Genomic DNA, 23,041 nt, shown 5'->3' on the forward strand with positions numbered 1-23,041 from the left:
GACCTAAGCGTGGACGCGCCTTACGGGCCGGACAGAACTGTGCTTCCAAGAGCCTTGCAAGCCTTGTTGCTGTGATGTTCGCCCTTTGGGCCACGAAGATCGGATAATGTATCAAGTGGAAGCGCGTCACTTCCGTGTCCCGCTTCACAGCTCCACGTCGACATGAAGACTGAGGGCATTTCCGAAAGGACCTCGTCCCTTATCGAACTGCGTCGAACACGCCAGCCGTCATCCATAGTCCCTGGAATGATTGAGTGATTCTCCGAGAAGGAGGGCTATTTGCTCTGTCGCGCACCTCCGCTTCCCGCTTCCCGCCAGGCTGCCAATCGACGATTGTACCGACAAAACGAGCGTGTGTCGGCGAAACGCATAATTATTATGAGGCACGATGCGACACAGGCGGCCTGAATTCAGGCGACGTATCCAGAAACGCCGTCCCATAACAATTTCAACGCTGTCACGACCAGAAGCCCGTAACAGGCGCGATAGACCTGGCGCTGGTCCAGCACCCCGTGCAGCCGCCAGCCCGACCACACCCCGATCGGAATGGTGAGGAGGCACAGCACCATCAGTTTCCAAGTCGCGGCCGATGGCTGCGCCAGGAGCAACCAGGGCACGAGCTTGGTCGCGTTGCCGACGGTAAAGAACAGGCTCGTGGTTCCCGCATAGATTTCCTTGCTGAGGCCGAGCGGCAGCAGATACATCGCCAGCGGCGGCCCGCCCGAGTGGGCCACCATGGTGGTGATCCCCGAGGTGAAGCCGGCGGCAACGGCCTTTGGCCCCGAACGCGGATGAGGCGTCACCTCGGCGCCCCGGATCAGCCAGAGGCCGACAAAGGCGAGAGTAATCGCCGCCATCAAAATTGCGATGGCCCGATGATCGAGGGCTCGGAACACGAAATAACCAATCCCGATACCGGTCACCAGCCCGGGAACAAGCAGCACAAGGTCCGGCTTCGACCAGGTTGAGGGCTTCCAGTAACGCAGTGCGTAGACGTCCATAGCGATGAACAACGGCGCGAGCAGACCGCCGGCCGCAACCGGATCCATCACGATCGACAGCAGCGGGACGCCGATGATGGCGAAGCCGCCGCCAAATGCGCCGCGCATGAAGCTGATCAGAAACACGCCGGCAAAGGCAACGAGAATGGTCGCAAGGGTCAGCTCCATGGCAATGGCTCCGCGTTAACGCCCGCGACGCTGAGCGTCTGCGTTTTCAATACAAATGGGTTGATAGGAGAAGAATGATCGCAGATAATACTCGGTGCAATCGAAACATTGTACTCGGAGCAATAAATGTCGAACTCCGACTATATCAGGCTGGCCGACGCCATCGCTGCAGAGATCGCGAACGGCACGCTCAAACCGGGCGACCGCCTGCCGCCGCAGCGCCGCTTTGCCTATGAGCACAAGATTGCCGCCTCGACGGCGAGCCGTGTCTTTTCGGAATTGCTGCGTCGCGGCCTTGTTGTGGGGGAAGTGGGCCGAGGCACGTTCGTGTCGGGTGAGCCCCGGCGCGGCGCGGAGGCGCTCGGCGAACCGCGTGGCATCCGGATAGACTTGGAATTCAACTATCCAATTCTGCCCGAACAGACTGCGCTGATCGGGAGGAGCCTCGCGGGCTTGGAAAAGCTCGCGGCCCTCGACGTTGCGTTGCGGCAGGTAACCAGCACCGGAACGGCCGCGGAGCGAAGCGTGGCCGCCGAATTTCTGTCACGAGGCGGATGGTCCCCAACGACCGAGCAGCTCGTTTTTACCGGCAACGGTCGGCAGGCCATTGGCGCGGCGCTCGCCGCCCTCGTTCCGACCGGCGGCCGATGCGGCGTGGAGGCGTTGACCTATCCCTTCATCAAGGGGATTGCCGTCCGGTTGGGCATCATGCTGGTGCCACTAGCGATGGACGAGGACGGCGTGCGGCCGGACTCGGTGCTGAAGGCGCACCAGGAGGCCCGGCTCTCGGCGATTTACGTCCAGCCGGCGGCGCAGAACCCGCTCGGCACGACGATGTCTCCGGCGCGGCGAAGCGATCTGATCCGGGTCGTCGAAGCCCTCGACCTCCCGGTCATCGAGGATCGCGTCTACAGTTTTCTCGAGGACGACCTGCCGCTCGCCGCGCTCGCGCCGGAATCGTGCGTCGTCGTCGACAGCCTGTCCAAGCGGGTCGCGCCGGGCCTGTCGCTCGGATTCATCGTCCCGCCGCTGCGCTTGCGTGAGAGCATGATGGCATCGGTGCGTTCCGGCGGCTGGTCCACGTCGGGCCTTGCCTTCGCCGCAGCGCTGCGGATGATGGGCGATGGCACCGTTGCCGAGCTGGTCAGGTTGAAGCGGCTTGACGCGCGTTCCCGGCAGAAACTCGCGGCCGACCGCCTCTCTGGCTTCGAAGTGCAGGCGAACCGGAACTGCTTCCACCTTTGGCTCACGCTGCCACCCCACTGGCGTTCGCAAAGTTTCGTCGTTGCTGCCGCCAGGCGCGATATCGCATTGACTCCCTCCACGACCTTCGCGGTCATGCCCGGCCATGCGCCAAATGCTGTCAGACTGGCGCTGGCGACCCCTACGATGGACCAACTCGATAGCGGTCTGCGCACGTTGGCCGGATTGTTGAATGCGAGAGAGGAAGACCTCTATTCTACGGAATAGTGGCTCTGAGCTGCCTCCTGTAGATATGCGGCGGTGGCGCAACGTGGGCCCGAAGAACGCATGGGAAAGGGAAGATTTGTCGCACTCTTAGATGAATCCAATGTCATCGAGGCCGATCGATACCATCCGGCCGATGCTCAAAAAGAGCCATTGGACGGACCTTTGCCGATGGCGAAACCGAAATCGCCCCATTTCTTGCATGCCGGGTATTCTGTCGTTTGGCACCCAACCATAAGAATGCGGCCGTTTCTTTCTTGGTTGGCATTTAATTTGAGATTCCGTCGGTGTCACGCTGTTGACCGTTGACGAACTGGTCGGGCAGTATCCGGCCCCCATTCGCTGCGTGCAAAAGTAGCTCGAAGTCGCTGCCCGCCCAATCGGCGCGAGCCGGTGTTGATGACTTCCGGCGTGTTCATGTTTCCCTCGGCTGTGCCGCAGCGTGGGCGCTTCCAGGAGGTTCATTTTACCCTTGCGATTGCACCGAGCTGGGCGCGCGGCGCGATTTTGCGCCCGCGGCGTTACGGCACCCAGACGTTCTGCTTGCTTGGTCACGATGTTCCGGCTGGCTTAAGGTTGAATTGCGCGCGGTCGAGGAGGCTTAAGAGACGCTGACCTGGGCCACCGATCGCAGGCGTGTCTTACTCATAATTCCTGTAGTAGACGACGAGTCGTCTTTATCCTATCGGTTGCATATGAAAGCGAGCCTCGAACATCTGCCCGAGAAGAAGCAGCGCGAGCTTGCCCGCGTTGTGGAGATCATCCACGAGGAGTTTGCCGATACGCTCGAGGGTGGCTCGGCCGACTTCAAGAAGTGTGGGCGGATCCTGAAGATCATCCTCTTCGGCTCCTACGCCCGCGGCACCTTTGTTGACGAACCGCATACGATGAAGGGCTATCGCTCGGATTACGATATCCTCGTCATCGTCAATTCGAAGAAGCTCGCAGAACCGCAATACTGACAAGGCGACCGACCGTCTGATTTGGGACAAGGGCGTCTCGACGCCGGTTGGGCTGATCATCCATGGCGCCCGGGAGGTGAACAACTTCCTTGCGGACGGACAGTATATCTTCGTCGACATTCTGCGCGAGGGCATTGTGCTCTACGAACTCGATGACCGGCCGCTGGCCGAGCCGAAACGACTCTCGCCGGCCGACGCGCTTAGGGTGGCGAACGAGCATTTCGAAAGACAATATGCGAGCGCGAATTACTTTTGTCAGTTGGCTCGATACGCCATCTCTGACAAGCAACGAAATCACGCAGCGTTTAATTTGCACCAAGCAGTAGAGACTGCCTATTCCTGCGTGCTCCTCACCCTTACCAACTACAGCCCGCCGTCGCACAACCTCAAATTTCTCCGCGGTCTCGCCGAGGATCGTGATCGGCGGCTCGTCGAGGCCTGGCCGCGCGATCAGCACCGCTTCAGCGCCTGGTACAACATTTCGAACGAAGCTTATGTGAAGGCACGCTACTCCAAGCACTTCGAGATCACCGAGGAAGGGCTCAGCTGGCTTCTCGAGCGGACCGAGCATCTCCTTCGCCTCGTCGAGACGATCTGTCAGGAGCGGCTGACCGAGCTGGCTCGGGCAGCGGACGCCACCTGAGCCCTCGTCTTGGTCGGATGGTCGGGTCGATGGTTCGACCGCGCGATCATGCAAGGCATCGTCACTCCCGACGATCTTCTCTTCAGGGTAGGCCGCTTCCATCGGCAATCGCAACCGCGATCGGTTTCGGGAAATTCAGCGGCGCAAGGAGGCAGGCGGTGAGAGACTGCAATCCCGCCATTCAACTGCGCGTCGGCCCGATTCGTTTTCCCGGTGGCACTGATAGCGCGCCACCACATGCGCTGGCCCCATGCGCCAGTTTGGCTTTCCTCCAGAAATATTTTTCTTCTCAGTGACCGCGGCGACGGAACGCCGCGGGGCCCATTGGGGCGCCGGGCGTTGAGGACGTTTCTCGCCTCGGGGAAGGCGGCTATAGACCCCGGCTGTCGGCTCGATACGGGGCGTTGGAAGGGACTTGTTAACCTTCATTTCCTATCGCTTAGAAGGCCCCGCGGCGATGTCTCTAGCTCTTCCAGGACCCATGCGTATTCCCAGGACAAACTTCTCACAGGCTGCTTTGCATGATGCAAACCAGGCGGATTATTTCGATGGTCCGCATGACGATGCGTTGAGCGGTATGCCCACCCATGAGGCGGAAACCGCCGACCCCTATCAGTTGTACGAGGCGCCGGCGGCGCCCCGCCGTCCGGCCAACCAGCAGGCCGAAACGTTTGGCCGCGCGACGCGCCTTTATGGTCAGGGCTCGGCCTATGCGCCGGCACAGGTGACCGCGACGACCAGCGAGCCGCTGCCGACGTTGTCGGAGATTGCCGGCCACTATGGCGATTCGACCTGGGAGAGCCATTTCTTCCTGGCGCCGAACGTCCGCTTCACCCGTACGCCGGAGCGCGAATTCATGAAGCGGCGCGCGCCGCAGGTCGGGGAACGCGAAACCGCCACCGGCGAAACGTCGGCGGCCGAAGTCGACGCGGCAACCGTCGAGGTGGTGGTGGAGCCTGTGCCAGCTTCTGCCGAAGTAATCGAGCTCGCCGTGACGGTACCGGCCGAACCGGTGCAGACGGAAGCATCCGCTCCTGCTGTTGGCGCCGGGCCGCGGGCCGAGGTCACACTGCCGTCCTATAGCCCATCCGAACTGTTGCGCATGCTGACCAACCAGCTCCCGACCTGGACCGCGGCACAGAACACGATCGAGCCGGCGATGCTCGAGCGCGCCGAGGCTCCGGCCGATGACAGCGTCTCGCTTGCGCCGGTTCTCACGACGCCGATCGTCGTTTCCGAACCTGTCGCGGAAGTTCAGCCCGCGCCCGCTCCAGAACCGGCCAGCCCGGCTGCCGATCATAGCGCCGTGCGTTCGAGCTTCCTGTCCGACTTCGCTTTCTTCGAATTCGGCCCGGCCGATGATGTCCAAATCGCTGCCGAGGAAGCCACGCACCCAAAGCCCTTCGTCGAGACCCCTGCGCCCGTGCAGATTGCGCCGTTGCCCCCTCCCGTTGCTACTGTCCCGTCTGCACCGGTGCGTCCGGTCGAAATCCGCCGCATGCCGCCGACGGCGATCACTTCGCTGTTTCGCGTCGTCGATGTCCGCGGCGCGAAGGCAGAGGATGTTCCAGCTCCGTTGCAGCCTGCTGTCGCCGCCGAGCCCCTTACGGCGATTGCTCCGGCCCCCGCTGCGATTGCCGAGACACCTGCGGTCGTCGTTACCACCGAACCGGAAATCATCGATGCCGAACCGGTCGAAATCGAGCAGCCGGCGCCGGTCGCCTCCAAGGCGGCGATCACCATGCCGGCCCAGGTCACGCGTGCGCCGAGTGCCTTGCCGCCCATTGGCACCACCGATCGCGCCTCGAGCGCCGACAGCTACGAGTTCCCGTCCGAAGACTTGTTGCAGGAAGCGCCAGTCGGCCAGGGCTTCTTCATGACCCAGGAGCAGCTCGAACAGAATGCTGGTCTGCTCGAAAGCGTGCTAGAGGACTTCGGCGTCAAGGGGGAGATCATCCATGTTCGCCCTGGCCCGGTCGTCACCCTCTATGAATTCGAGCCGGCACCCGGTGTGAAATCGTCCCGCGTCATCAACCTCGCAGACGATATCGCCCGCTCCATGTCGGCGCTTTCGGCCCGCGTCGCGGTTGTCCCCGGGCGCAACGTCATCGGCATCGAACTGCCGAACGCCACCCGCGAGACCGTTTATTTCCGCGAGCTGATCGAATCCGTCGATTTCCGCAAGACTGGCTACAAGCTGGCACTCTGCCTCGGCAAGACCATCGGCGGTGAGCCTGTCATCGCCGAGCTTGCGAAGATGCCGCACCTGCTCGTCGCCGGCACCACCGGCTCGGGCAAGTCGGTGGCGATCAACACGATGATCCTGTCGCTGCTCTACCGGTTGAAGCCTGAAGAGTGCCGTCTGATCATGGTCGATCCGAAGATGCTCGAGCTCTCCGTCTATGACGGCATCCCGCACCTGCTCACCCCCGTCGTTACCGACCCGAAAAAGGCCGTGATGGCGCTGAAATGGGCCGTGCGCGAGATGGAAGACCGGTACCGGAAGATGTCCAGGCTCGGTGTGCGCAACATCGACGGCTACAACCAGCGCGCCGCTGCCGCCCGCGAAAAGGGTGAGCCCGTGATGTGCACGGTTCAGACCGGCTTCGAGAAGGGCACCGGCGAGCCGCTGTTCGAGCAGCAGGAAATGGATCTGGCGCCGATGCCCTATATCGTCGTCATCGTCGACGAGATGGCCGACCTGATGATGGTCGCCGGCAAAGAGATCGAAGGCGCGATCCAGCGCCTGGCGCAGATGGCGCGTGCCGCCGGTATCCACCTGATCATGGCGACGCAGCGTCCGTCGGTCGACGTCATCACCGGCACGATCAAGGCGAACTTCCCGACCCGCATCTCGTTCCAGGTCACCTCGAAGATCGACAGCCGCACGATCCTCGGCGAACAGGGTGCCGAACAACTGCTCGGCCAAGGCGACATGCTGCACATGCAGGGCGGTGGACGCATCGCCCGCGTCCACGGTCCCTTCGTCTCCGACCTGGAGGTCGAACACGTGGTCGCGCATCTGAAGACCCAAGGGCGTCCGGAATACCTCGAGACCGTCACGGCCGACGAGGAGGAAGAGGAGCCCCAGGAAGAGACCCCCATTTTCGACAAGAGCGCGCTTGCCTCCGAAGACGGCAACGAACTCTACGACCAGGCGGTCAAGGTGGTCCTGCGCGACAAGAAGTGCTCGACTTCCTACATTCAGCGCCGCCTCGGCGTCGGCTACAATCGTGCCGCTTCGCTGGTCGAACGCATGGAAAAGGAAGGCCTCGTCGGTCCCGCCAACCATGTCGGCAAGCGCGAGATCATCTACGGCAACCGCGATCACATGAGTGCGCCCGACAACGACGACATGGATTGATTGGGGTTCGCCTTCCGCAACCGGTGTCGATTTGAAGCGCTCCGTGTTCCCGCAGTGCGGCGACACGGAGCGCTTCTTTGTTCTTCTTATACCTTAGATATCCGGTTGGCGGCCTGTCGCGCAAAGGTGCGCGACGGTATTGCGATAGCGACGCGCTTGTCTGCGCGGTCCACACGGACGGATCAAGCCGAGGCTGTCCCGCTTTTGGGGTGGCCTGCGCGGCAGCAGTTCTTGAGCATCCTGCCGGATCCGCAAGGGCAGGGGTCGTTGCCGCGCAATTGCAGCCGGCCGACCAGCGGCAATAACGCCGCAGAGGGAAGTATTCCCGCCGTCAAGATCGCCAGTTTCGCGGAAATGCCGGGAATGACCAGCCGCCGGCGTGCTTTGAAGCCTCGCCAGGCGCATATTGCCACATATTCCGGAGTGACTTTTGGCAAAACCTTGAACAATGCAGCCCTATTGGCGCCAGACTTTTCGAGGAATTCGGTCGATACCGGCCCCGGCGCAACGCAGGTCACCGCTACGCCCGCCTTTCGGGTCTCCTGATGCAGTGCTGCGGAAAAGGAGTGCACGAATGCCTTGCTTGCATAATACATCGCCATGTACGGGCCGGGGACGAAACTGGCAACCGAAGCCAGGTTGATGACGCCACCACGGCGTCGTGCCACCATGCCAGGCAACAGGCGCAATGTCAGGTCAGCCAGGGCGCGAATGTTGACGTCGATCATTCCAATCTGGTCAGCAATTGGCAAAGCAGTCGCCCCGCCGCGCAACCCGTAGCCGGCACTATTGACGAGAACGTCGCAGACGAGGTCTCGGCTTGACAGGAATTCTTCCAGGTCCGTCGTTGCGTCGTCTGAGGTGAGGTCGAGCGCAAGGGCGAATGCCGTGCCGCCCGCCTGCACGATCGTGGTTTCCACCGCTCGCAGGTTTTCCATCGATCGCGCGATCAGGACGACGGGTGAACCGTCCCGTGCGGCAAGCTCGGCAATTGCTCTGCCTATGCCCCTGGACGCTCCGACGACGACGATTGCCGGCTGTGGCTTTTGATCTGACGTCATGCCGACGACTCCGACGCCGCAATTGGCGGGATTCCAACTTCGGACAGGCTCGCCACTTCCTCAGCGACCTCTCCGTTCAGTATTTCTTCGAAACGAACTAAGGCACGCGCCACGTTGGCTCCGTCCATGACGCGATGATCATAGTGAATGCGCACAGTGACCGATCCGTCCTCGCCGATCGGTCCATAGTTGAGGAGCGTCGTGAGCGGCGTCAGCGGATTGAGCGACTCGGCGCCGAGACCGGAATAGACAGACAACTGAAAGGTGCCGAATCGATGACCCCGTTGACGTCCCATGTTCAGACTGAGCCACATCAGCAGCCGTCGCAGCGGCGTCGGCAACCGCGCAATCTTCAGTGCGCGTCGGAACTCCCGGATCTCAAGCACCGGACGTGATCGCGCCTCCTGGAGCAAGACGCTCAACTCGGGAATGGACCGGCGCTCCGGCGTTTTGATCGTACTGAGAAGCACAACCTTTTCACCCTCGTGTTCGCGCTCATGCGCAATGGACGCAATGCTTCCCGGGTATTCATAGAGCTGCGTTTTCGGCAGCTTGACATAAGCCCGACGAAACTCCGGGAGCTCCCTCGAAAGAAGCCCATAACCTTTGAGAAAGAGGACCGTCCATGACGGGCGTTCTGACTGGCTGATCCTGGCGCTCTGCAGCGCGCGGATGTTCATTTGCCTTTGTACCGTAACCCGCGGCACGGCTATCGAAAACCTCATGAGATCCCCGACAAGGCGTCGTCCTGCAGAAAGCTTGACCGGTCGGCCCCGCATCATGCCACCTCTAATAAAGATAGGGTATTATCCGCTTCGTCCTGTCCATGTAGGCGCGATATTCAGGACCGAAGAATTCCAGCATCAGGCGCTCCTCCTTGCCCACGCGCAAGAAAAAAAGCAAAGCGAAGCCGAGGATGCCCGCAAGCCCAACCACCCAGTTTGACAGCAAAAACATCTGGCCGATTCCCATGAGCAGGAAACTCGTATACATCGGGTGGCGCACGAGGGCGTAGGGCCCATTGCTGATCAACTGATGCTTTTCGCGAATCTCCAGCGAGATCGACCAGTTGCGGCCGAGTGCCTTGTGGGTCCGACGGAATGTCCACAGCGCCATGGCAAAGATGAGCGCGCCAAGGCCCACCATCCATGGAAGTGCGGGATAGTCGGCAAATCTCGGGATTCCCGTTGCAACATAAAGCCCAGGCACAATGGCAAGGCCCAGCAGGGCGGCGGCCAGGCCCACAGTATCGGTTGGTGAGCGCCGACTGCTCATCACCCGTACACGCCTTGCGCGGCGCTCGAATGGGTAGCGGACAACATACCAAGCCACAATGCCTATGACCCAGAGGATTTCGCCGATGGAGGCGACGGATATGTTCACGTTGAACCACCTAAGTTCCCGCTGCGGTGCTGAACGCCGCTGCGGTTGTCAAGTACAAACGGCATGATCGCTCCCGCCTGACACGTGCCGGTGCTGCAGTCGCGAGGCACAATGGCTTGGTCGGATTTCGATCGCCGTTTACGGGCATAAAGGGCAACTGTTGGCGGCGCAATCGTTCTTTGGGCATCTGATAAGACGCGCGGCGCTGGGGCAGGTCAAATTCAACCGCCGTTCATTTCGCGAAGCCTTGTAATGAATTGCTGCGGTCTGAGCCAGATGCCGGGAGTCTTGTAGCCCATGGAGCGCGCGATGTCGGCCACAAAGGCATTGCAGTTGTAGAGCGACGCATGCCAGAATTTGGCTTCGCCTTTGAGCTTTCGGATCTTGGCGACGACGTCCCGATACTCCGGTTCGGTCAACATGACGCGCCAACTTGCAGACCGGTACTGTTCCTCCAGGTCCCCGTCGCTCGCGCCGGTTTCAGCCGGGACGGGCAGAACATGGCCGAGAACGTAGGGAGCGGTATCGTTTGTTGCCGGGGCAAGTCCGGCAACCTCCGGATTGACCATTGCCCCCGACTTGCTGAGGCGGCCGAAAACCACATAGGAGTGGCCGTAGCTGAGCGCATAACGAGAGCGAAATTCGATGAAATAGCCCTGTTCGCGCTGCTGTGTCGCGCTGCCCGCAACGCTTGAGACAAACCGTGGCTGAGGACTCTTATCTTGCGATTGACATGCCGTAACCGCCAATGCGGCCAAGACAGCGAACGAAATACGACCTCGTGAACGCTTCATTACTGCGCCATATCTCCCGAATTCTGATGAGCCTTTGGATTTGCCACTTTAGGGGGCGTTCCGATCTCCCGTGCTGCGACGTGTGACCGGGCCGGCCACGATCAGATAGGGCGGGAAGGACCGTGAGGCCCTCCCCGAACTAAGGTCTGTAACTATTTGTAAACGGGCGCTGGTTCTTCGGCCACTGGTGGCGGCGCCTTGCCTTTTCCTTTGCCGATGGTCCCGCAGGCGGCGAGGCTGGCAACCGAAAGCAACGCAACTGTAACGATTAGAATTCTGCTCATCAATAAGTCCTTTCCTCTCTGGTCGGAATGGGTATTCGAAGGCAACATTCATAGTATTAGTGGCAATTCAAGATTCGGCCTAGTGCGGAAAGGGCACACTGGTCATCCGGTTTATCGTTACCGAATTTTAAACAGTGCGCCAAAAGCATGTCGGCCTTACCCCAATACCGCAGTCAGATAGAGTACGCCATCAAATGATCAATACCGGAGTTCCAATTGGCGTTCGGGAATAAAGATCGACGATATCATTATTCGTCAGTCGGATGCAGCCATTGGAAACGGCCTGCCCAATGGTCCAAGGCGCATTCGTGCCGTGGAGGCGGAACTTGGTATCCTGCCCATTGCGATAAAGGTACAACGCTGACGCCCCCAACGGGTTGTGCGGGCCGCCGGAAACGCCACCAGCGTATTGCGCCAGTTCCGGTTTGCGTCGGATCATGCTTGCGGTCGGCGTCCATGATGGCCATTCGGCCTTTCGGCCGACGACGGCCCGTCCCTTGAGTGTAAGCCCCTCTTCACCGACGCCAATGCCATAGCGCATCGCCCAACCACCATCTTCAATCGCATAGAGATAGCGCTGGGTTGTGTCGACGAGGATAGTTCCCGCGGGCTCATCGCCTTCAAAGCGCACGTGCCGTCGTCGGTAGCGAGGGTCCACGCCGGGGGTTCCGCCGTACAAGGATGGAAGGGAAACGCCCTGCCAGCTTGAACTGCACCCGGTCAGCAGAGCAAGGCTGCCGATGACCAGGGCTCTCCGTGTAATGCGGTGATTGTCCATCTTTACCTGCTGAGAAAAATGGTCCCCTCGACTCGCTTTTAACATGACAATATTTTGCAGCCAAGTTCCAATCAGTCAAACCAATAGCGGCGATAGGATAGATGCCTGAACGGTCGTCGCTTTTTGCTTGCGCCGTGGGGAAAATCACTGAAAAGATTGTATATTCTTTAGGAGGACCGAGGCGTTATGGTATGAATTGCCTCAAAGAATATCGCCATTCTGCGTGTTATTTCGGTCGGATAGCTGGAAAGTTGTTGCCTCCCAAATGAAGGTCATGAAATGACTTGCGATGTCGTGCGCGCTCGATTAGTCGGAGCGTGACAGTTAGGAATGATAGAATGAATCTAGGCTTCGCTGGCAAGGTTGCGGTCGTAACCGGCGCAGGTTCCGGAATTGGCGCAGCCGTGTGTCGGCAACTCGCGGCAGAGGGGGCGGAAGTGATCGCTGCCGATGTCGATGCTGACGCTGTGCGTCTGGTCGCCGAGGATATCCGCTCGAAGGGGGGCAAGGCCCATAACGTCGCGGTCGACGTTGCCGATGCGGTCGCTGTGGAGAAGCTGGTGGCGTTTGCCCTGCAGACCTGTGGCGGCTTACATCTGGCGGTCAACAATGCCGGGGTCGAGGGCGTCCGCAAGGCGACAGCCGACTACCCGATTGATGGTTGGCACGCATTGATGAACGTCAATCTGCACGGCGTTTTCTACTGTATGAAGTACGAGCTCGCGGCCATGTCAGGGTGCGGAGGGGGCGCTATCGTCAATACGGCTTCCATTCTCGGCTCGGTTGCTCTGCCGACTGCCGCCGCCTACACGGCCGCCAAGCACGCAGTGGTCGGGCTGACGAAGGCGGCCGCGATCGAGTATGCCCGCGCAGGGATTCGCATCAATGCCGTGGCGCCGGGTTGGATCGACACGCCACTGTCCTCGGACAATGCGGACGTCGCAAGCAGCAGGCGGATGATGTCGCTGCAACCGATGGGGCGTCGCGGTACGCCAGAAGAGGTTGCGGCCCTGATCTGTTTCCTGCTGTCGGAGCAGGCGAGCTTTATTACCGGCAGCGTTCATCTCGTGGACGGCGCCTACACCGCTCACTGAGCAGGCTGAACAACTCACTGATTGCAGCACAATCTATCCGCTGGTCCAGCGGGCGTTCTGGCGCGAAATGCCTTGTTTCAATAAAAACGTTTTTATTTTCCTTGAAAACGTTTTTATTGGCTGCTACGTCTAATCTCCAGGAAAGGCCGACGCCTGGGGAGGGTGCATGGCGACTGAGATGCACAGGGCGCAGCGCGCGCCGACGCCGACGATCAAGACCTTGGCCGAGATGACCGGCTATTCCATCGCCACGATCTCGAAGGCGCTGCGTGAATCTCCCGTGGTCGCCCCGGCGACCCGTGACCTCATCTTCAAGGCGGCGCGTGAAGTCGGCTATCAGGCGAATGCGCGCGGCATGGCGCTTCGCACCGGCAAGAGCTTCCAAGCGGCGGTCCTGATGCCGGTGACCGCAGCGCGCGACTACGAATGGGACGGCGTCGAATATACGCAGACCTTGAGCGGCATCAGTCAGGCGCTTGAAGGTACGGATTATCGTATGTCGGTGCACGTCATCCGCGATGCCGCCGACGGCGCCGAAGCCGCACGCCGGATCGTCGATCAGGGACTGGCTGACGGGCTCATCTTCTCCGGCATTCTCGCGGAAGATCCGCGGATCGATCTGCTCGTTGCCGAGCACTTCCCCTTCGTTTCGATGGGACGCTGCCGCAAGGATCTCGTCTACGCCCATGTCGACATCGACAACGAATGGGCGGCGCATGCGGCGACCGCACGGCTGATTGCCGGCGGCCACAGGCGGATCGCGCTCGTCAACCCGGAGCGGCGGCTTTCCTATGCGCTCGACAGGGTGGACGGATTCGTCAGGGCCTTCCGCGAGGCGGGCCTCGATGCGCCGATGGAGCTGATCGCCGAAGGCGATCTCTCGACCCATTTCGGTCGGCAGACGGTGATCGCCTTCCTGCAGTTGGACGATGCCCCGACCGCTTTCGTCTGCATCAACGAATCCACCACGCTCGGCGTGCTTTCGGGCCTCGGCAGCCTCGGGCGCCAGGTCGGCGTCGACGTCGACGTCATCGCCTATGACGACATCAATGTCAGCGCCTATTTCACCCCGCCGATCACCACCTTCTACCAGCCGATCGAAGTGCTCGGCCGCACGCTCGGACAGTTCCTGCTACGGCGCATGGAGGGCGAGGACCCCAAGGCGTTGCGGCAGGTCTTCAGGCCGACACTGATCGCGCGCCAGCCCGACAATCTCGGCGGCCGCCTTTAAAGTTGATCATCCAAGGAGGAGAACCATGAAAAGACTGATGATTGCCCTGGCCGTTGCGGCCCTTGCTTCGAGCGTTTCCCACGCCGCCGATCTCGGCGGTAAGCTTCTGAAGGTCGGCTCCGACACGACCTCGCCGCCAATGGAGAGCATTGATCCGACAACCGGACAGGTCGTCGGCTTCGACGTCGACGTGGTCAATGCCGTCTGCGCCAAGATCAACTGCCAGGCCGAATTCATCACCACCGGCTGGGACGGCATCTTCGCGGCCCTCGACCAGGGCAATTTCGACCTCGTCGCATCGGGCGTCTCGATCACCGAGGAACGCAAGAAGGCGATGGACTTCTCCGATCCCTATATCGTCAACAGCCAGGCCGTGCTGATGCGGGTTGAAGATCAGGGCATCACCCTCGACCGCTTCAAGGACGCCGGCAGAAAGCTCTCCGCCCAAGCGAACACGACGGACGCGCAGGTTGCCGAGAGTGTCGTCGGCAAGGAGAATGTTGCCGCCTATGATACCTTCAGCGCCGCGATCATCGCGCTCAAGAACAAGGACGTCGACGGCGTCGTGATCAACGGCGCCAACGCTGCCGCCTACGAACGCGAATTCGCCGGCGAACTCGTCGTTGCCATCAAGGACCTCGAATCAGATCCGCTCGGCCTCGTTTTCCGCAAGGGCGATGAAAACGTCGCGGCCTTCAACGAAGGCCTGAAGATGATCAAGGACGACGGCACGCTCGACCAGCTCATCAACAAGTATTGGGGCCTGAAATAAGCGCGCAATGCCAATCGGACCCGGAGTGCGCATCGCGCTCCGGGTCTTCCGTCTGTTTGTCCATGCCCCCGGAGGAATGAATGTCGTTCCTGAGAAGCGTGCGTCCGAGCAATCTGATCATCCTGACCGCGCTGCCTTTCATCATCTATCTCTTCATCTCCTCCGGCGACTACCAGCGCTCGCTCAAGGCGATCCTCGGCGTGGAAAACGGCTCCTCCGTCGTCGTGCCCGGTTTTCTGGCACTGGCAATCGCATTCTGCTCGGGCATTGCCGTGCTCATCTTTTCGCGCGCCAAGGCGCCGCGTCCGCGCCTGGCCAATCTGGCGGCGCTCCTCAATCTCGCTGCGGCCGCAGTGCTCGTCGTTGGCCACAACATCCATCCCTTCGTTGCCTCCGTCGTCGCCAACGGCGTCGATCCGTTCAAGTCGACGCTGATCGTCAAGGGTGTGACGCCCCGGCAACTGACCGAGGCGGCCGACCTTGTGGTGCGCGGCGTCGAGGCCTGGCTGTTTCCGAGCTATTTCGCTGTCACTGTGGTCGGACTTGGTCTCCATTTCCTGAGTAGTCGTTCCGATGCCTCTTCCGACGGAAAGGCGCGGCGTTTTGCCCGCTGGACCACCGGCCTCGTCAACGGCGCGGGTCTCGTCTTCGTCTTCTTTTTCGCCCATATCGCCTTTGCAGCAGGGGTCGCGACCACCATCCGCGCGGCTATCGCCGCCTATATCCTGGCGGCGCTGATGGGCCTCGTCTGGGTCGGGCTGCTGCAGCTCAGATCAACGGCCAGAACCAGCCTCTATTTCGCGCTTGCCACGCTGGTGCTGGCGCTCGCCTCGGGCTGGTTCCTGCTGCAGCCGCGCGACGCCTATGTGCTGGCGGGCACGCTGGACGGCAAGGTCGGCATCGTCACCAACACACCGGCGGGGCTGATCAGCGCCGTGCGCTTCGGCCAATACGATGGCGCCCCGCAGACGGAAACGCCGGTGCGCACCTTCGTCGGCCCGACTGAGGCGCTCGCCTCGATCGCCAAGGGCGAAGGTGTATCCGCGGCCCTGCTGCCGGCGGCCTCCGCACCAACCAACATGCCGGTCCTCTGGAAAAGCGAAGCATTGAATGATGGCGATCGCGCCGCCGGCGTCACCATCGCCGTGCTTGCCATCATTCTCGGCCTCTTGAGCTTTGGCGGCTACCTGCATCAGCGCCATCCGCTGGCGATCGGATCGGAATTCATCGTCGATACGATCCGCGGCATCCCGATGCTGGTGATCGTGCTCTATGTCGGCCTGCCTTTGAGCGGTGCACTGAAAGATGCGACGCAAGGCGTGCTCGACCCGCCAAACCTGATGCGCGGTATTGTCGCCATGGCGCTTGCCTATTCGGCCTATCTCGCCGAGATCTTCCGCTCGGGCATCAACGCCATACCGGTTGGCCAGATCGAGGCGGCGCGCAGCATCGGTCTCAACCGCTGGCAGACGGCGCGGCTCGTCGTATTGCCGCAGGCCTTCCGGATCATCATTCCGCCGCTCGGCAACGAGCTGATCGCGATCCTCAAGGATACGTCGCTGCTGTCGATCCTGTCGATCCGCGATATCACCCAGCGCATGCGCGAGTTCCAGTCGGCAAGCTTCCTGCCGTTTGCACCCTATAACTCGGCGGCGATCTTCTACATCTTCCTGACGCTGGCGGCGGCAAGCCTCGTTAACATGATCGAGCGGAAATATGACATCAAGCACCGCTAGACCTCAGACGGTGCTGATTACAGGCACCTCCCGCGGACTCGGCGCCGAACTGGCGCGGATCTACACCGCGGACGGCTGGCGGGTCATCGCGTGTCAGCGCGGGCCGGTCCCTCCAGATGCAAGGGATCGGTTGGCGCTCGACGTTACCGATCCTGCCTCGATTGATGCGCTTGGACGGGCGCTCCAGGGCGTCGCGATCGACGTGCTGATCAACAACGCGGCCGTACGCGGCGACATTGGTGGCCTCGCGACACTCGATACGAAAGGCTTTCTCGATGTGATGCGGGTGAACGCGCTGGCGCCGCTGCTGGTGACGCGAGCGCTCCTTGCGAACCTGCGCGCCGGCGAGCGCCGGGTGGTCGCCAACATCAGCAGCCGCGCCGGCTCGCTTGCCGAGGGCACGCTCGACGATGACGACGGCGACTATGCCTATCGCTGTTCGAAGGCAGCGCTGAACATGGCGACGGTCAAGCTTGCGCAGGACCTGAACAGCGACGGGATCTCCGTCGTCTCGCTGCATCCCGGCTGGGTGCAGACCGATATGGGCGGCAGCGAGGCCGTCGTTTCGGTCGCAGAGAGCGCGGCTGGACTGAAGGCGATCATCGACAAGACGGTTTTGACTGATAGCGGCAGCTTCCGCGCCTATGAAGGACGGCGGGTTTCGTGGTGACAGGAACAGTGAAAATGGCAGACAGAGATTTGAGAACCGAGCAGGAGTTGGCAACGATCCGCGGCTGGCTCAGCGAGACCTACGGCATCGAGACAAGCCTCTCGCCGCTGCCGGGTGAGCACGATCTCAATTATCGCGTCTCCGCTGCCGATGGCCAGGAGTTCCTTCTGAAGCTGCACGCAGCCGGCGACGCGAATGAACTCGATATGCAGGTGGCGGTGCTCGAGCACCTCGCCGCCAAGGCGTCGGACCTGCCGATTTCCCGGGCCCTTCGCGACCGCTCTGGAGCCGTCACCAGCAAGATCGAACTTCGCGGCGCGCGTACGGCGCGGCTTCTCTCCTGGCTGCCCGGTGACATCTGGGCGAAGGCGCCGATGCGTAGCGCAGCCAGCGTGCAAAGCCTCGGGCACCTGCTGGCAGGCCTTGATCGCAGCCTGGAAGACTTTTCCCACGCCGGCGCCAAGCGGCTCTATGCCTGGGACATCGGCCGGGCCGACATGCATCGCAAACCCGTCGAGCTGATCGATGGCACCGACAAGCGTGCGGCAGTCGACGCGATCCTCGATCATTTCACCTCGGCGGTTCTGCCGCGCCTTACGACCTGCCCGATGCAGGTCATTCACAATGACGCCAATGACTACAACGTGCTGCTCGACGAGACGGGTCAGGTCAGCGGCCTGCTCGATTTCGGCGACATGGTCGAGACCTGGCGCGTGATCGAAGTCGCCGTCGCCTCGGCCTATGCGCTGATCGGATCGGACGATCCGGTTGGGACCATCGCAGCGCTCGCCGGTGCTTACCATCAGGTCAATCGCTTGAGCGAAGCGGAAGTCGAACTGGTTTTCGATCTGGTGCTGACCCGTTACGCTGTCAGCATGTGCATGGCGGCCAAGCAGATCCGCGAGAACCCCGAGAACACCTACCTGCTGGTCAGTCAGGAGGATGTCTGGCGCGAACTCAATCGCCTGCGGAGCGAGAACCGTAAGATCGCCGTGGCGCGCATCCGCGACGCCTGTGGCTTTGCGCCGATCCCGCAGGCGGCCGCGGTCGTCCGCTGGCTGGAAAAGAACGCCCATGACTTCGCATCGATCATACGGCCCTCGGTCAGCAAGCCGAAAGTGACGGTGCTCGATTTCTCCGCCTCCGGTCCGGAGGCTGCGCAATGGGCAAGCCTCGATGCGGCGGAGGCCGAGGCCAGGATCGCGGCTGAGATCGGCAGCGAACATGCCGCCTTCGGCATCGGTCGCTATGGCGAGGACCGCGGGATCTATCAGGGCGAGGCCTACGAAACGGCAGCGAAGGGCGCACGTCGGTCGGTGCATCTCGGCGTCGATATTTTCGCCCCGGCGGGCGAGCCGGTTTCCGCACCTTTTGCCGGCAAGGTTGCCTTCATTCACGATGATGCTGTCGCCTATGGCTTTGGGCCGACCGTGTTGCTCGAACATGAGGTCGACAGCGGCGTGCACTTCTGGACGCTCTACGGTCACCTGTCGCGCGAAAGCGTCGCCAAGCTCTGCGAGGGGCAATCGATCGCCAAGGGCGAGGTCTTCGCCGCCTTCGGCACGGTCGCGGAGAACGGCAACTGGGCGCCGCACCTGCATTTCCAGATCGTCACCGACCATCTCGGCCTTGGCGGCCGCATGCATGGCGTCGGCGTGCGCGATCAATGGCAGGTGTGGCGCGAGGTGAGCCCGGACCCGAGTGTCGTGCTTGGTCTCTCGGTGCCGGTGTCGGTGATCGTCGCGCGCGACAAGGCGTTCCTGGTGCGAGAGCGCCATCGCCGTATCGGCCGGTCGCTGAGCATCGCCTATAGCGCAGCACCGCTGAAGATCGTCAGCGGCGAGGGCGCGCATCTTATCGACGAGGAGGGGACGCGCTGGCTCGACATGGTCAACAATGTCTGTCACGTCGGCCATTGCCACCCGCGCGTCGTCAAAGCCGCGCAGGCGCAGGTGCAGCGGCTGAACACCAATTCACGCTACCTGCACGATAGTCTGGTCGAATATTCCCGAAGGCTTGCCGCGCAGTTTCCGGATCCGCTGAATGTCTGCTTCTTCGTCAATTCCGGCAGCGAGGCGAATGACCTGGCGATCCGGCTGGCGCGTGCCTATACCGGTAACCGCGACATCATCACCGTCGATCACGCCTATCACGGCCATCTGTCGAGCCTGATCGACGTCAGCCCCTACAAGTTCGCCGGCAGGGGCGGGGAGGGGCAGAAGGCGCATGTGAAGGTCGCCGAGATGCCGGATCTCTACCGCGGGCGCTATCGCTACGGGGATGCGGATGCCGGCCGCAAATATGCTGAGGACGTCCGCAATCAGGTGGCAGCGCTTGCCGCCGATGGCCGCCGCCCGGCGCTGTTTTTCAGCGAGGGCATTCTTGGCACCGGCGGGCAGTTGACGCTGCCGGAAGGCTATTTGCGCGAGGCCTATGCGCATGTGCGCGCCGCCGGCGGCCTCTGCCTTGCCGACGAGGTGCAGGTGGGCTTCGGCCGCGTCGGTAGCCACATGTGGGCGCATGAACTGCAGGGCGTGGTGCCCGATATCGTCACCATGGGCAAACCGATCGGCAATGGCCATCCGATGGCGGCCGTCATGACGACGGAGGTAATCGCCGCCTCGTTTGCCAATGGCATGGAGTATTTCAACACCTTCGGCGGCAACCCGGTTTCGGCCGAGATCGGCCTTGCGGTGCTCGACGTCATCCGCGACGAACGGCTGATGCATCATTGCCGTGTGGTCGGCGACCGGTTGATGGATGGCGCGCGGGCGCTTGCCGGAAAGCATGCGATCGTCGGCGACGTCCGCGGCCACGGCCTCTTCAACGGCATCGAATTGGTGCGCGACCGCGAGACGCTGGAGCCGGCCGCGCGCGAACTGGACTTCGTCATCGCCGAGTTGAAGCGCAGGCACCACATTCTCTTGAGCAGCGAGGGGCCGCACCACAATGTGCTGAAGGTAAAGCCGCCGGCGCCCTTCAGCGCCGAGGATTGCGATTACTTCCTCAACGCTTTGGATGAGACGCTCGGGCGTCTAACGCCCTGACAGGAATGACCAAACGGTCGCCGTTCGGCGGCCGTTTTGACCTTCGACAGCAAAATCTGATCAACGCGATTTTTTCCTTTACAAGAAAGTTAAACGTTTTTATCGTTCATATAAACGTTTAACAACGCGCATAGCTCATGCCATTGGCCTCTGCTAAGCGCTGGCCGGCAGGGAGGGCCCGTTGGCAGCGATCCGCATCGAAAATTTGCGCAAAGGCTTCGGTTCGCTCGAAGTCCTGAAGGGTATCAACCTCGATATCGCCGATGGCGAGTTCGTCTGCTTCCTCGGCCCGTCGGGCTGTGGCAAGAGCACCCTGCTTCGCTCGATCGCCGGGCTCGAGGATCTGGATGGCGGCTCCATCCACCTCGGCGAGCGCGACATCACCGAGGTGGCGTCGGCCAAGCGCGACATCGCCATGGTCTTCCAGAACTATGCGCTCTACCCGCATATGAACGTGCGCAAGAACTTGTCTTTCGGTCTGGCGCTGAACGGCATGAAGCGCGACGAGATCGATCGCCGCGTCGAGAATGCCGCCGACATCCTGCGCATCAAGGAACTGCTCGCCCGCAAGCCGCGCCAGCTATCCGGCGGCCAGCGCCAGCGCGTGGCGATCGGTCGTGCGATCGTGCGCGAACCAAAACTCTTCCTGCTCGACGAGCCGCTCTCGAACCTCGATGCGGGTCTCCGCGTCACCATGCGCGTCGAGCTTGCAGCCCTGCACGAGCGCCTGGGCGTCACGATGATCTACGTCACCCACGATCAGGTCGAGGCGATGACGCTCTCCGATCGTGTCGTGGTGCTCGACAAGGGCAAGGTCAGCCAGTTCGGCACCCCACTCGAACTCTTCTACCAACCGGCCAACCTGTTCGTTGCCGGCTTCATCGGTTCGCCACGCATGAACTTCGTGACGACAGAAGTAACCGGGCAGGTCGACGCATCCGTGACGCTTGCCGGCGGTGGTCTCGCCCATCCGCTGACGCTCGAGATGCTTAACGCCGCGCCGATTGCCGGGGCAAAGTCGGTGACGCTCGGGATTCGTCCGGACAAGATCGAGCTGGTTTCGGCTGAGGCGGGGCATCTCGTCGGCGACGTGCGCCTGGTCGAGCGGCTCGGAACAGAAAGCCATGTTCATATCAGCCTGCAAAACGGCGGCGACATGACCGCCGTCGTGCGCGGCACACACCCGGTTTCGGCGCGCGAGCGCGTGCATCTGCGCCTGCCGGCCGAGCACTGCCATCTGTTCGACGGCGATGGTCGGGCGGTCGCGCGACGGCTCGATGTCGAGACGCAGACGCTCATCAATCAGGAAAAGGCAAAGCGGGTCGCGTGACCCGAATGAGGAGGAGAAGCATGCTCAACAGGAAGTCGATCATCGGCTCGCTGATGGTTCTGGCAATGGCCGGAACCACGACAGCCCGGGCAGAAGAAGTACTGCGTTTTGCAACCTGGGATACCGACGAAAGCCTGGCGATCCAGCAGGATATCGCCAAGAAGTTCGAGGAGAAGCACCCGGGCGTGAAGGTCCAGGTCGAGCCCTACGCGGATGGCTACGATCAGAAGTTGATTGCCGCCTTCGGCGCCGGCAATCCGCCGGATGTGATGTATATGTGGAACTTCCCGCAATACTACACGTCGCTGAAGCCGCTGGACGATCTGATCGCCAAGGACGCGGCCGAGATCAAGCCGGACGATTTCCCGAAGGGCCTGATGAATACGACGCGCGTCGAGGGCAAGACCTACGGCATGCCGTCGGGCTTCACCACGCAAGTTGTCTTCTACAACAAGGACATGTTCGCCAAGGCCGGCATTGAGGAGCCAAAGGACGGCTGGACCTGGGACGATCTGCGCGCCAAGGCGGCCAAGTTCCGCGACGAGCCGAACAAGGTCTATGGCTTCGCCGTCGACGCCAAGCCGGATCCTTACGACTTCGAGCAGTTCCTCTGGTCGAACGGTACCAAATACATCTCCGACGACGGCAAAGAGATCGACGGCTACATGAACAGCGATGCGGCCGCGCAGGTGCTCGACATGTTCGCCGACATGGCCAAAAAGCAGGAAGCGATCACGCTGAACCTCGGCGACGACACATCAGGCAGCACGCTCTTCAAGGGCGGCAAGATCGCCATGTTCCAGAGCGCCATGTGGTCGAAGTCCGGCATCGATCAGTCGGGCATCAAGTATGGCGTGGCACCACTGCCGAGGTTCGGCGACAAGACGGCCCATTCGGCGCTCGGCGTTTCGGCGATCTCGATCGCCAAGGATGCGGCCCATCCGGACCTCGCCTGGGAGTTCGTCAAGTTCTTCTCCTCGCCCGAAGCCGTCGCCATGCGCGTCAACGATCTGCCGGTGCGCACCAGCGTCGCCGAAGAGAAGGGCATGATCAAGGACCCAATCTACAAGCCCTTCTTCGACATTCTCGCCACCTCGAACACCGAGATCCATGCGTTCCTGAAGAACGCCAACTGGGGCAAGGTCCAGGACAATCTCGCCCGCGCAATTGAAGCAACGATGATCGATCAGGGCAACGCCAAGCAGCATCTCGACGATGCGGTCAACCGCTCCAAGCGTCTGATCAAGTAAGCGAAG

At 61.6% G+C, this 23,041-nt stretch carries 17 protein-coding genes and 1 pseudogene; 11 read left to right on the plus strand and 7 right to left on the minus strand.

Going from position 1 to position 23,041, the window contains the following annotated elements; genetic code table 11:
* Positions 1 to 410: 410 nt before the first annotated feature.
* Positions 411 to 1,169, minus strand: a complete 759-nt coding sequence (locus BHMPCIPO_RS26835) for a sulfite exporter TauE/SafE family protein (RefSeq protein ID WP_173519772.1) — start codon at positions 1,167 to 1,169, stop codon at positions 411 to 413.
* Positions 1,170 to 1,295: 126 nt separating this feature from the next.
* Here BHMPCIPO_RS26835 and BHMPCIPO_RS26840 point away from each other — a divergent pair, with 126 nt between their 5' ends.
* From BHMPCIPO_RS26840 to BHMPCIPO_RS26850, 3 genes and pseudogenes are all read left to right on the plus strand, one after another.
* On the plus strand, positions 1,296 to 2,639 hold the full coding sequence (locus BHMPCIPO_RS26840; protein ID WP_173519773.1) for an aminotransferase-like domain-containing protein: 1,344 nt from the start codon (positions 1,296 to 1,298) through the stop codon (positions 2,637 to 2,639).
* Between the two features lie 692 nt (positions 2,640 to 3,331).
* Positions 3,332 to 4,241 (plus strand): annotated as a pseudogene (locus tag BHMPCIPO_RS26845) (nucleotidyltransferase and HEPN domain-containing protein).
* A 481-nt stretch (positions 4,242 to 4,722) separates the two neighbouring features.
* On the plus strand, positions 4,723 to 7,605 hold the full coding sequence (locus tag BHMPCIPO_RS26850) for a DNA translocase FtsK (RefSeq protein WP_173519774.1): 2,883 nt from the start codon (positions 4,723 to 4,725) through the stop codon (positions 7,603 to 7,605).
* Positions 7,606 to 7,787: 182 nt separating this feature from the next.
* On the opposite strand, the gene BHMPCIPO_RS26855 is transcribed toward BHMPCIPO_RS26850, so the two are convergent.
* From BHMPCIPO_RS26855 to BHMPCIPO_RS26875, 6 genes are all read right to left on the minus strand, one after another.
* On the minus strand, positions 7,788 to 8,666 hold the full coding sequence (locus BHMPCIPO_RS26855; RefSeq protein ID WP_173519775.1) for an SDR family NAD(P)-dependent oxidoreductase: 879 nt from the start codon (positions 8,664 to 8,666) through the stop codon (positions 7,788 to 7,790).
* Positions 8,663 to 9,445 carry a hypothetical protein gene (locus BHMPCIPO_RS26860; RefSeq protein WP_173520201.1) on the minus strand — a complete coding sequence of 261 codons (783 nt, stop codon included), beginning with the start codon at positions 9,443 to 9,445 and terminating at the stop codon, positions 8,663 to 8,665. Before BHMPCIPO_RS26860 ends, BHMPCIPO_RS26855 begins: the two co-directional genes overlap by 4 nt.
* Before the next feature lie 10 nt (positions 9,446 to 9,455).
* A complete protein-coding gene (locus BHMPCIPO_RS26865; RefSeq protein WP_173520202.1) occupies positions 9,456 to 10,043 on the minus strand; it encodes a protein-S-isoprenylcysteine O-methyltransferase in 588 nt (195 codons plus the stop codon).
* A 227-nt stretch (positions 10,044 to 10,270) separates the two neighbouring features.
* On the minus strand, positions 10,271 to 10,843 hold the full coding sequence (locus tag BHMPCIPO_RS26870; protein ID WP_173519776.1) for a hypothetical protein: 573 nt from the start codon (positions 10,841 to 10,843) through the stop codon (positions 10,271 to 10,273).
* A gap of 152 nt (positions 10,844 to 10,995) precedes the next feature.
* Positions 10,996 to 11,127 (minus strand): ABC transporter, encoded by a 132-nt coding sequence (locus BHMPCIPO_RS33170; protein ID WP_077963089.1) that lies wholly within the window; start codon positions 11,125 to 11,127, stop codon positions 10,996 to 10,998.
* Between the two features lie 190 nt (positions 11,128 to 11,317).
* Positions 11,318 to 11,905 carry a L,D-transpeptidase gene (locus BHMPCIPO_RS26875; protein ID WP_173519777.1) on the minus strand — a complete coding sequence of 196 codons (588 nt, stop codon included), beginning with the start codon at positions 11,903 to 11,905 and terminating at the stop codon, positions 11,318 to 11,320.
* 338 nt (positions 11,906 to 12,243) lie between these two features.
* Here BHMPCIPO_RS26875 and BHMPCIPO_RS26880 point away from each other — a divergent pair, with 338 nt between their 5' ends.
* The 8 genes from BHMPCIPO_RS26880 (at position 12,244) to BHMPCIPO_RS26915 (ending at position 23,035) form a co-directional block, all read left to right on the plus strand.
* Positions 12,244 to 12,999: an SDR family NAD(P)-dependent oxidoreductase gene (locus BHMPCIPO_RS26880; protein ID WP_173519778.1), complete on the plus strand. Its 756-nt coding sequence runs from the start codon at positions 12,244 to 12,246 to the stop codon at positions 12,997 to 12,999.
* 166 nt (positions 13,000 to 13,165) lie between these two features.
* Positions 13,166 to 14,230, plus strand: a complete 1,065-nt coding sequence (locus tag BHMPCIPO_RS26885) for a LacI family DNA-binding transcriptional regulator (RefSeq protein WP_246304575.1) — start codon at positions 13,166 to 13,168, stop codon at positions 14,228 to 14,230.
* Positions 14,231 to 14,255: 25 nt separating this feature from the next.
* Positions 14,256 to 15,002: a transporter substrate-binding domain-containing protein gene (locus BHMPCIPO_RS26890; protein ID WP_173519779.1), complete on the plus strand. Its 747-nt coding sequence runs from the start codon at positions 14,256 to 14,258 to the stop codon at positions 15,000 to 15,002.
* 80 nt (positions 15,003 to 15,082) lie between these two features.
* Positions 15,083 to 16,738 (plus strand): amino acid ABC transporter permease, encoded by a 1,656-nt coding sequence (locus BHMPCIPO_RS26895; RefSeq protein ID WP_173519780.1) that lies wholly within the window; start codon positions 15,083 to 15,085, stop codon positions 16,736 to 16,738.
* A 10-nt stretch (positions 16,739 to 16,748) separates the two neighbouring features.
* A complete protein-coding gene (locus tag BHMPCIPO_RS26900) occupies positions 16,749 to 17,408 on the plus strand; it encodes an SDR family oxidoreductase (RefSeq protein ID WP_173520204.1) in 660 nt (219 codons plus the stop codon).
* 14 nt (positions 17,409 to 17,422) lie between these two features.
* Positions 17,423 to 20,455, plus strand: coding sequence for an aminotransferase class III-fold pyridoxal phosphate-dependent enzyme (locus BHMPCIPO_RS26905; protein ID WP_173519781.1), 3,033 nt, complete (start codon positions 17,423 to 17,425; stop codon positions 20,453 to 20,455).
* Between the two features lie 181 nt (positions 20,456 to 20,636).
* A complete protein-coding gene (locus BHMPCIPO_RS26910) occupies positions 20,637 to 21,785 on the plus strand; it encodes an ABC transporter ATP-binding protein (RefSeq protein ID WP_173519782.1) in 1,149 nt (382 codons plus the stop codon).
* Between the two features lie 20 nt (positions 21,786 to 21,805).
* Positions 21,806 to 23,035: an ABC transporter substrate-binding protein gene (locus BHMPCIPO_RS26915; protein WP_173519783.1), complete on the plus strand. Its 1,230-nt coding sequence runs from the start codon at positions 21,806 to 21,808 to the stop codon at positions 23,033 to 23,035.
* Positions 23,036 to 23,041: the final 6 nt, after the last annotated feature.

The organism is Ensifer sesbaniae (assembly GCF_013283665.1).
In the GTDB taxonomy this organism is placed as follows: domain Bacteria; phylum Pseudomonadota; class Alphaproteobacteria; order Rhizobiales; family Rhizobiaceae; genus Ensifer; species Ensifer sesbaniae.

What these genes read in the sequence shown, in the direction of transcription:
- BHMPCIPO_RS26835 (WP_173519772.1), bottom strand. Translation starts at nt 1,169, where the DNA reads ATGGAGCTGACCCTTGCGACCATTCTCGTTGCCTTTGCCGGCGTGTTT.
- BHMPCIPO_RS26840 (WP_173519773.1), top strand. Translation starts at nt 1,296, where the DNA reads ATGTCGAACTCCGACTATATCAGGCTGGCCGACGCCATCGCTGCAGAG.
- BHMPCIPO_RS26850 (WP_173519774.1), top strand. Translation starts at nt 4,723, where the DNA reads ATGCGTATTCCCAGGACAAACTTCTCACAGGCTGCTTTGCATGATGCA.
- BHMPCIPO_RS26855 (WP_173519775.1), bottom strand. Translation starts at nt 8,666, where the DNA reads ATGACGTCAGATCAAAAGCCACAGCCGGCAATCGTCGTCGTCGGAGCG.
- BHMPCIPO_RS26860 (WP_173520201.1), bottom strand. Translation starts at nt 9,445, where the DNA reads ATGCGGGGCCGACCGGTCAAGCTTTCTGCAGGACGACGCCTTGTCGGG.
- BHMPCIPO_RS26870 (WP_173519776.1), bottom strand. Translation starts at nt 10,843, where the DNA reads ATGAAGCGTTCACGAGGTCGTATTTCGTTCGCTGTCTTGGCCGCATTG.
- BHMPCIPO_RS33170 (WP_077963089.1), bottom strand. Translation starts at nt 11,127, where the DNA reads ATGAGCAGAATTCTAATCGTTACAGTTGCGTTGCTTTCGGTTGCCAGC.
- BHMPCIPO_RS26875 (WP_173519777.1), bottom strand. Translation starts at nt 11,905, where the DNA reads ATGGACAATCACCGCATTACACGGAGAGCCCTGGTCATCGGCAGCCTT.
- BHMPCIPO_RS26880 (WP_173519778.1), top strand. Translation starts at nt 12,244, where the DNA reads ATGAATCTAGGCTTCGCTGGCAAGGTTGCGGTCGTAACCGGCGCAGGT.
- BHMPCIPO_RS26885 (WP_246304575.1), top strand. Translation starts at nt 13,166, where the DNA reads ATGGCGACTGAGATGCACAGGGCGCAGCGCGCGCCGACGCCGACGATC.
- BHMPCIPO_RS26890 (WP_173519779.1), top strand. Translation starts at nt 14,256, where the DNA reads ATGAAAAGACTGATGATTGCCCTGGCCGTTGCGGCCCTTGCTTCGAGC.
- BHMPCIPO_RS26895 (WP_173519780.1), top strand. Translation starts at nt 15,083, where the DNA reads ATGTCGTTCCTGAGAAGCGTGCGTCCGAGCAATCTGATCATCCTGACC.
- BHMPCIPO_RS26905 (WP_173519781.1), top strand. Translation starts at nt 17,423, where the DNA reads ATGGCAGACAGAGATTTGAGAACCGAGCAGGAGTTGGCAACGATCCGC.
- BHMPCIPO_RS26915 (WP_173519783.1), top strand. Translation starts at nt 21,806, where the DNA reads ATGCTCAACAGGAAGTCGATCATCGGCTCGCTGATGGTTCTGGCAATG.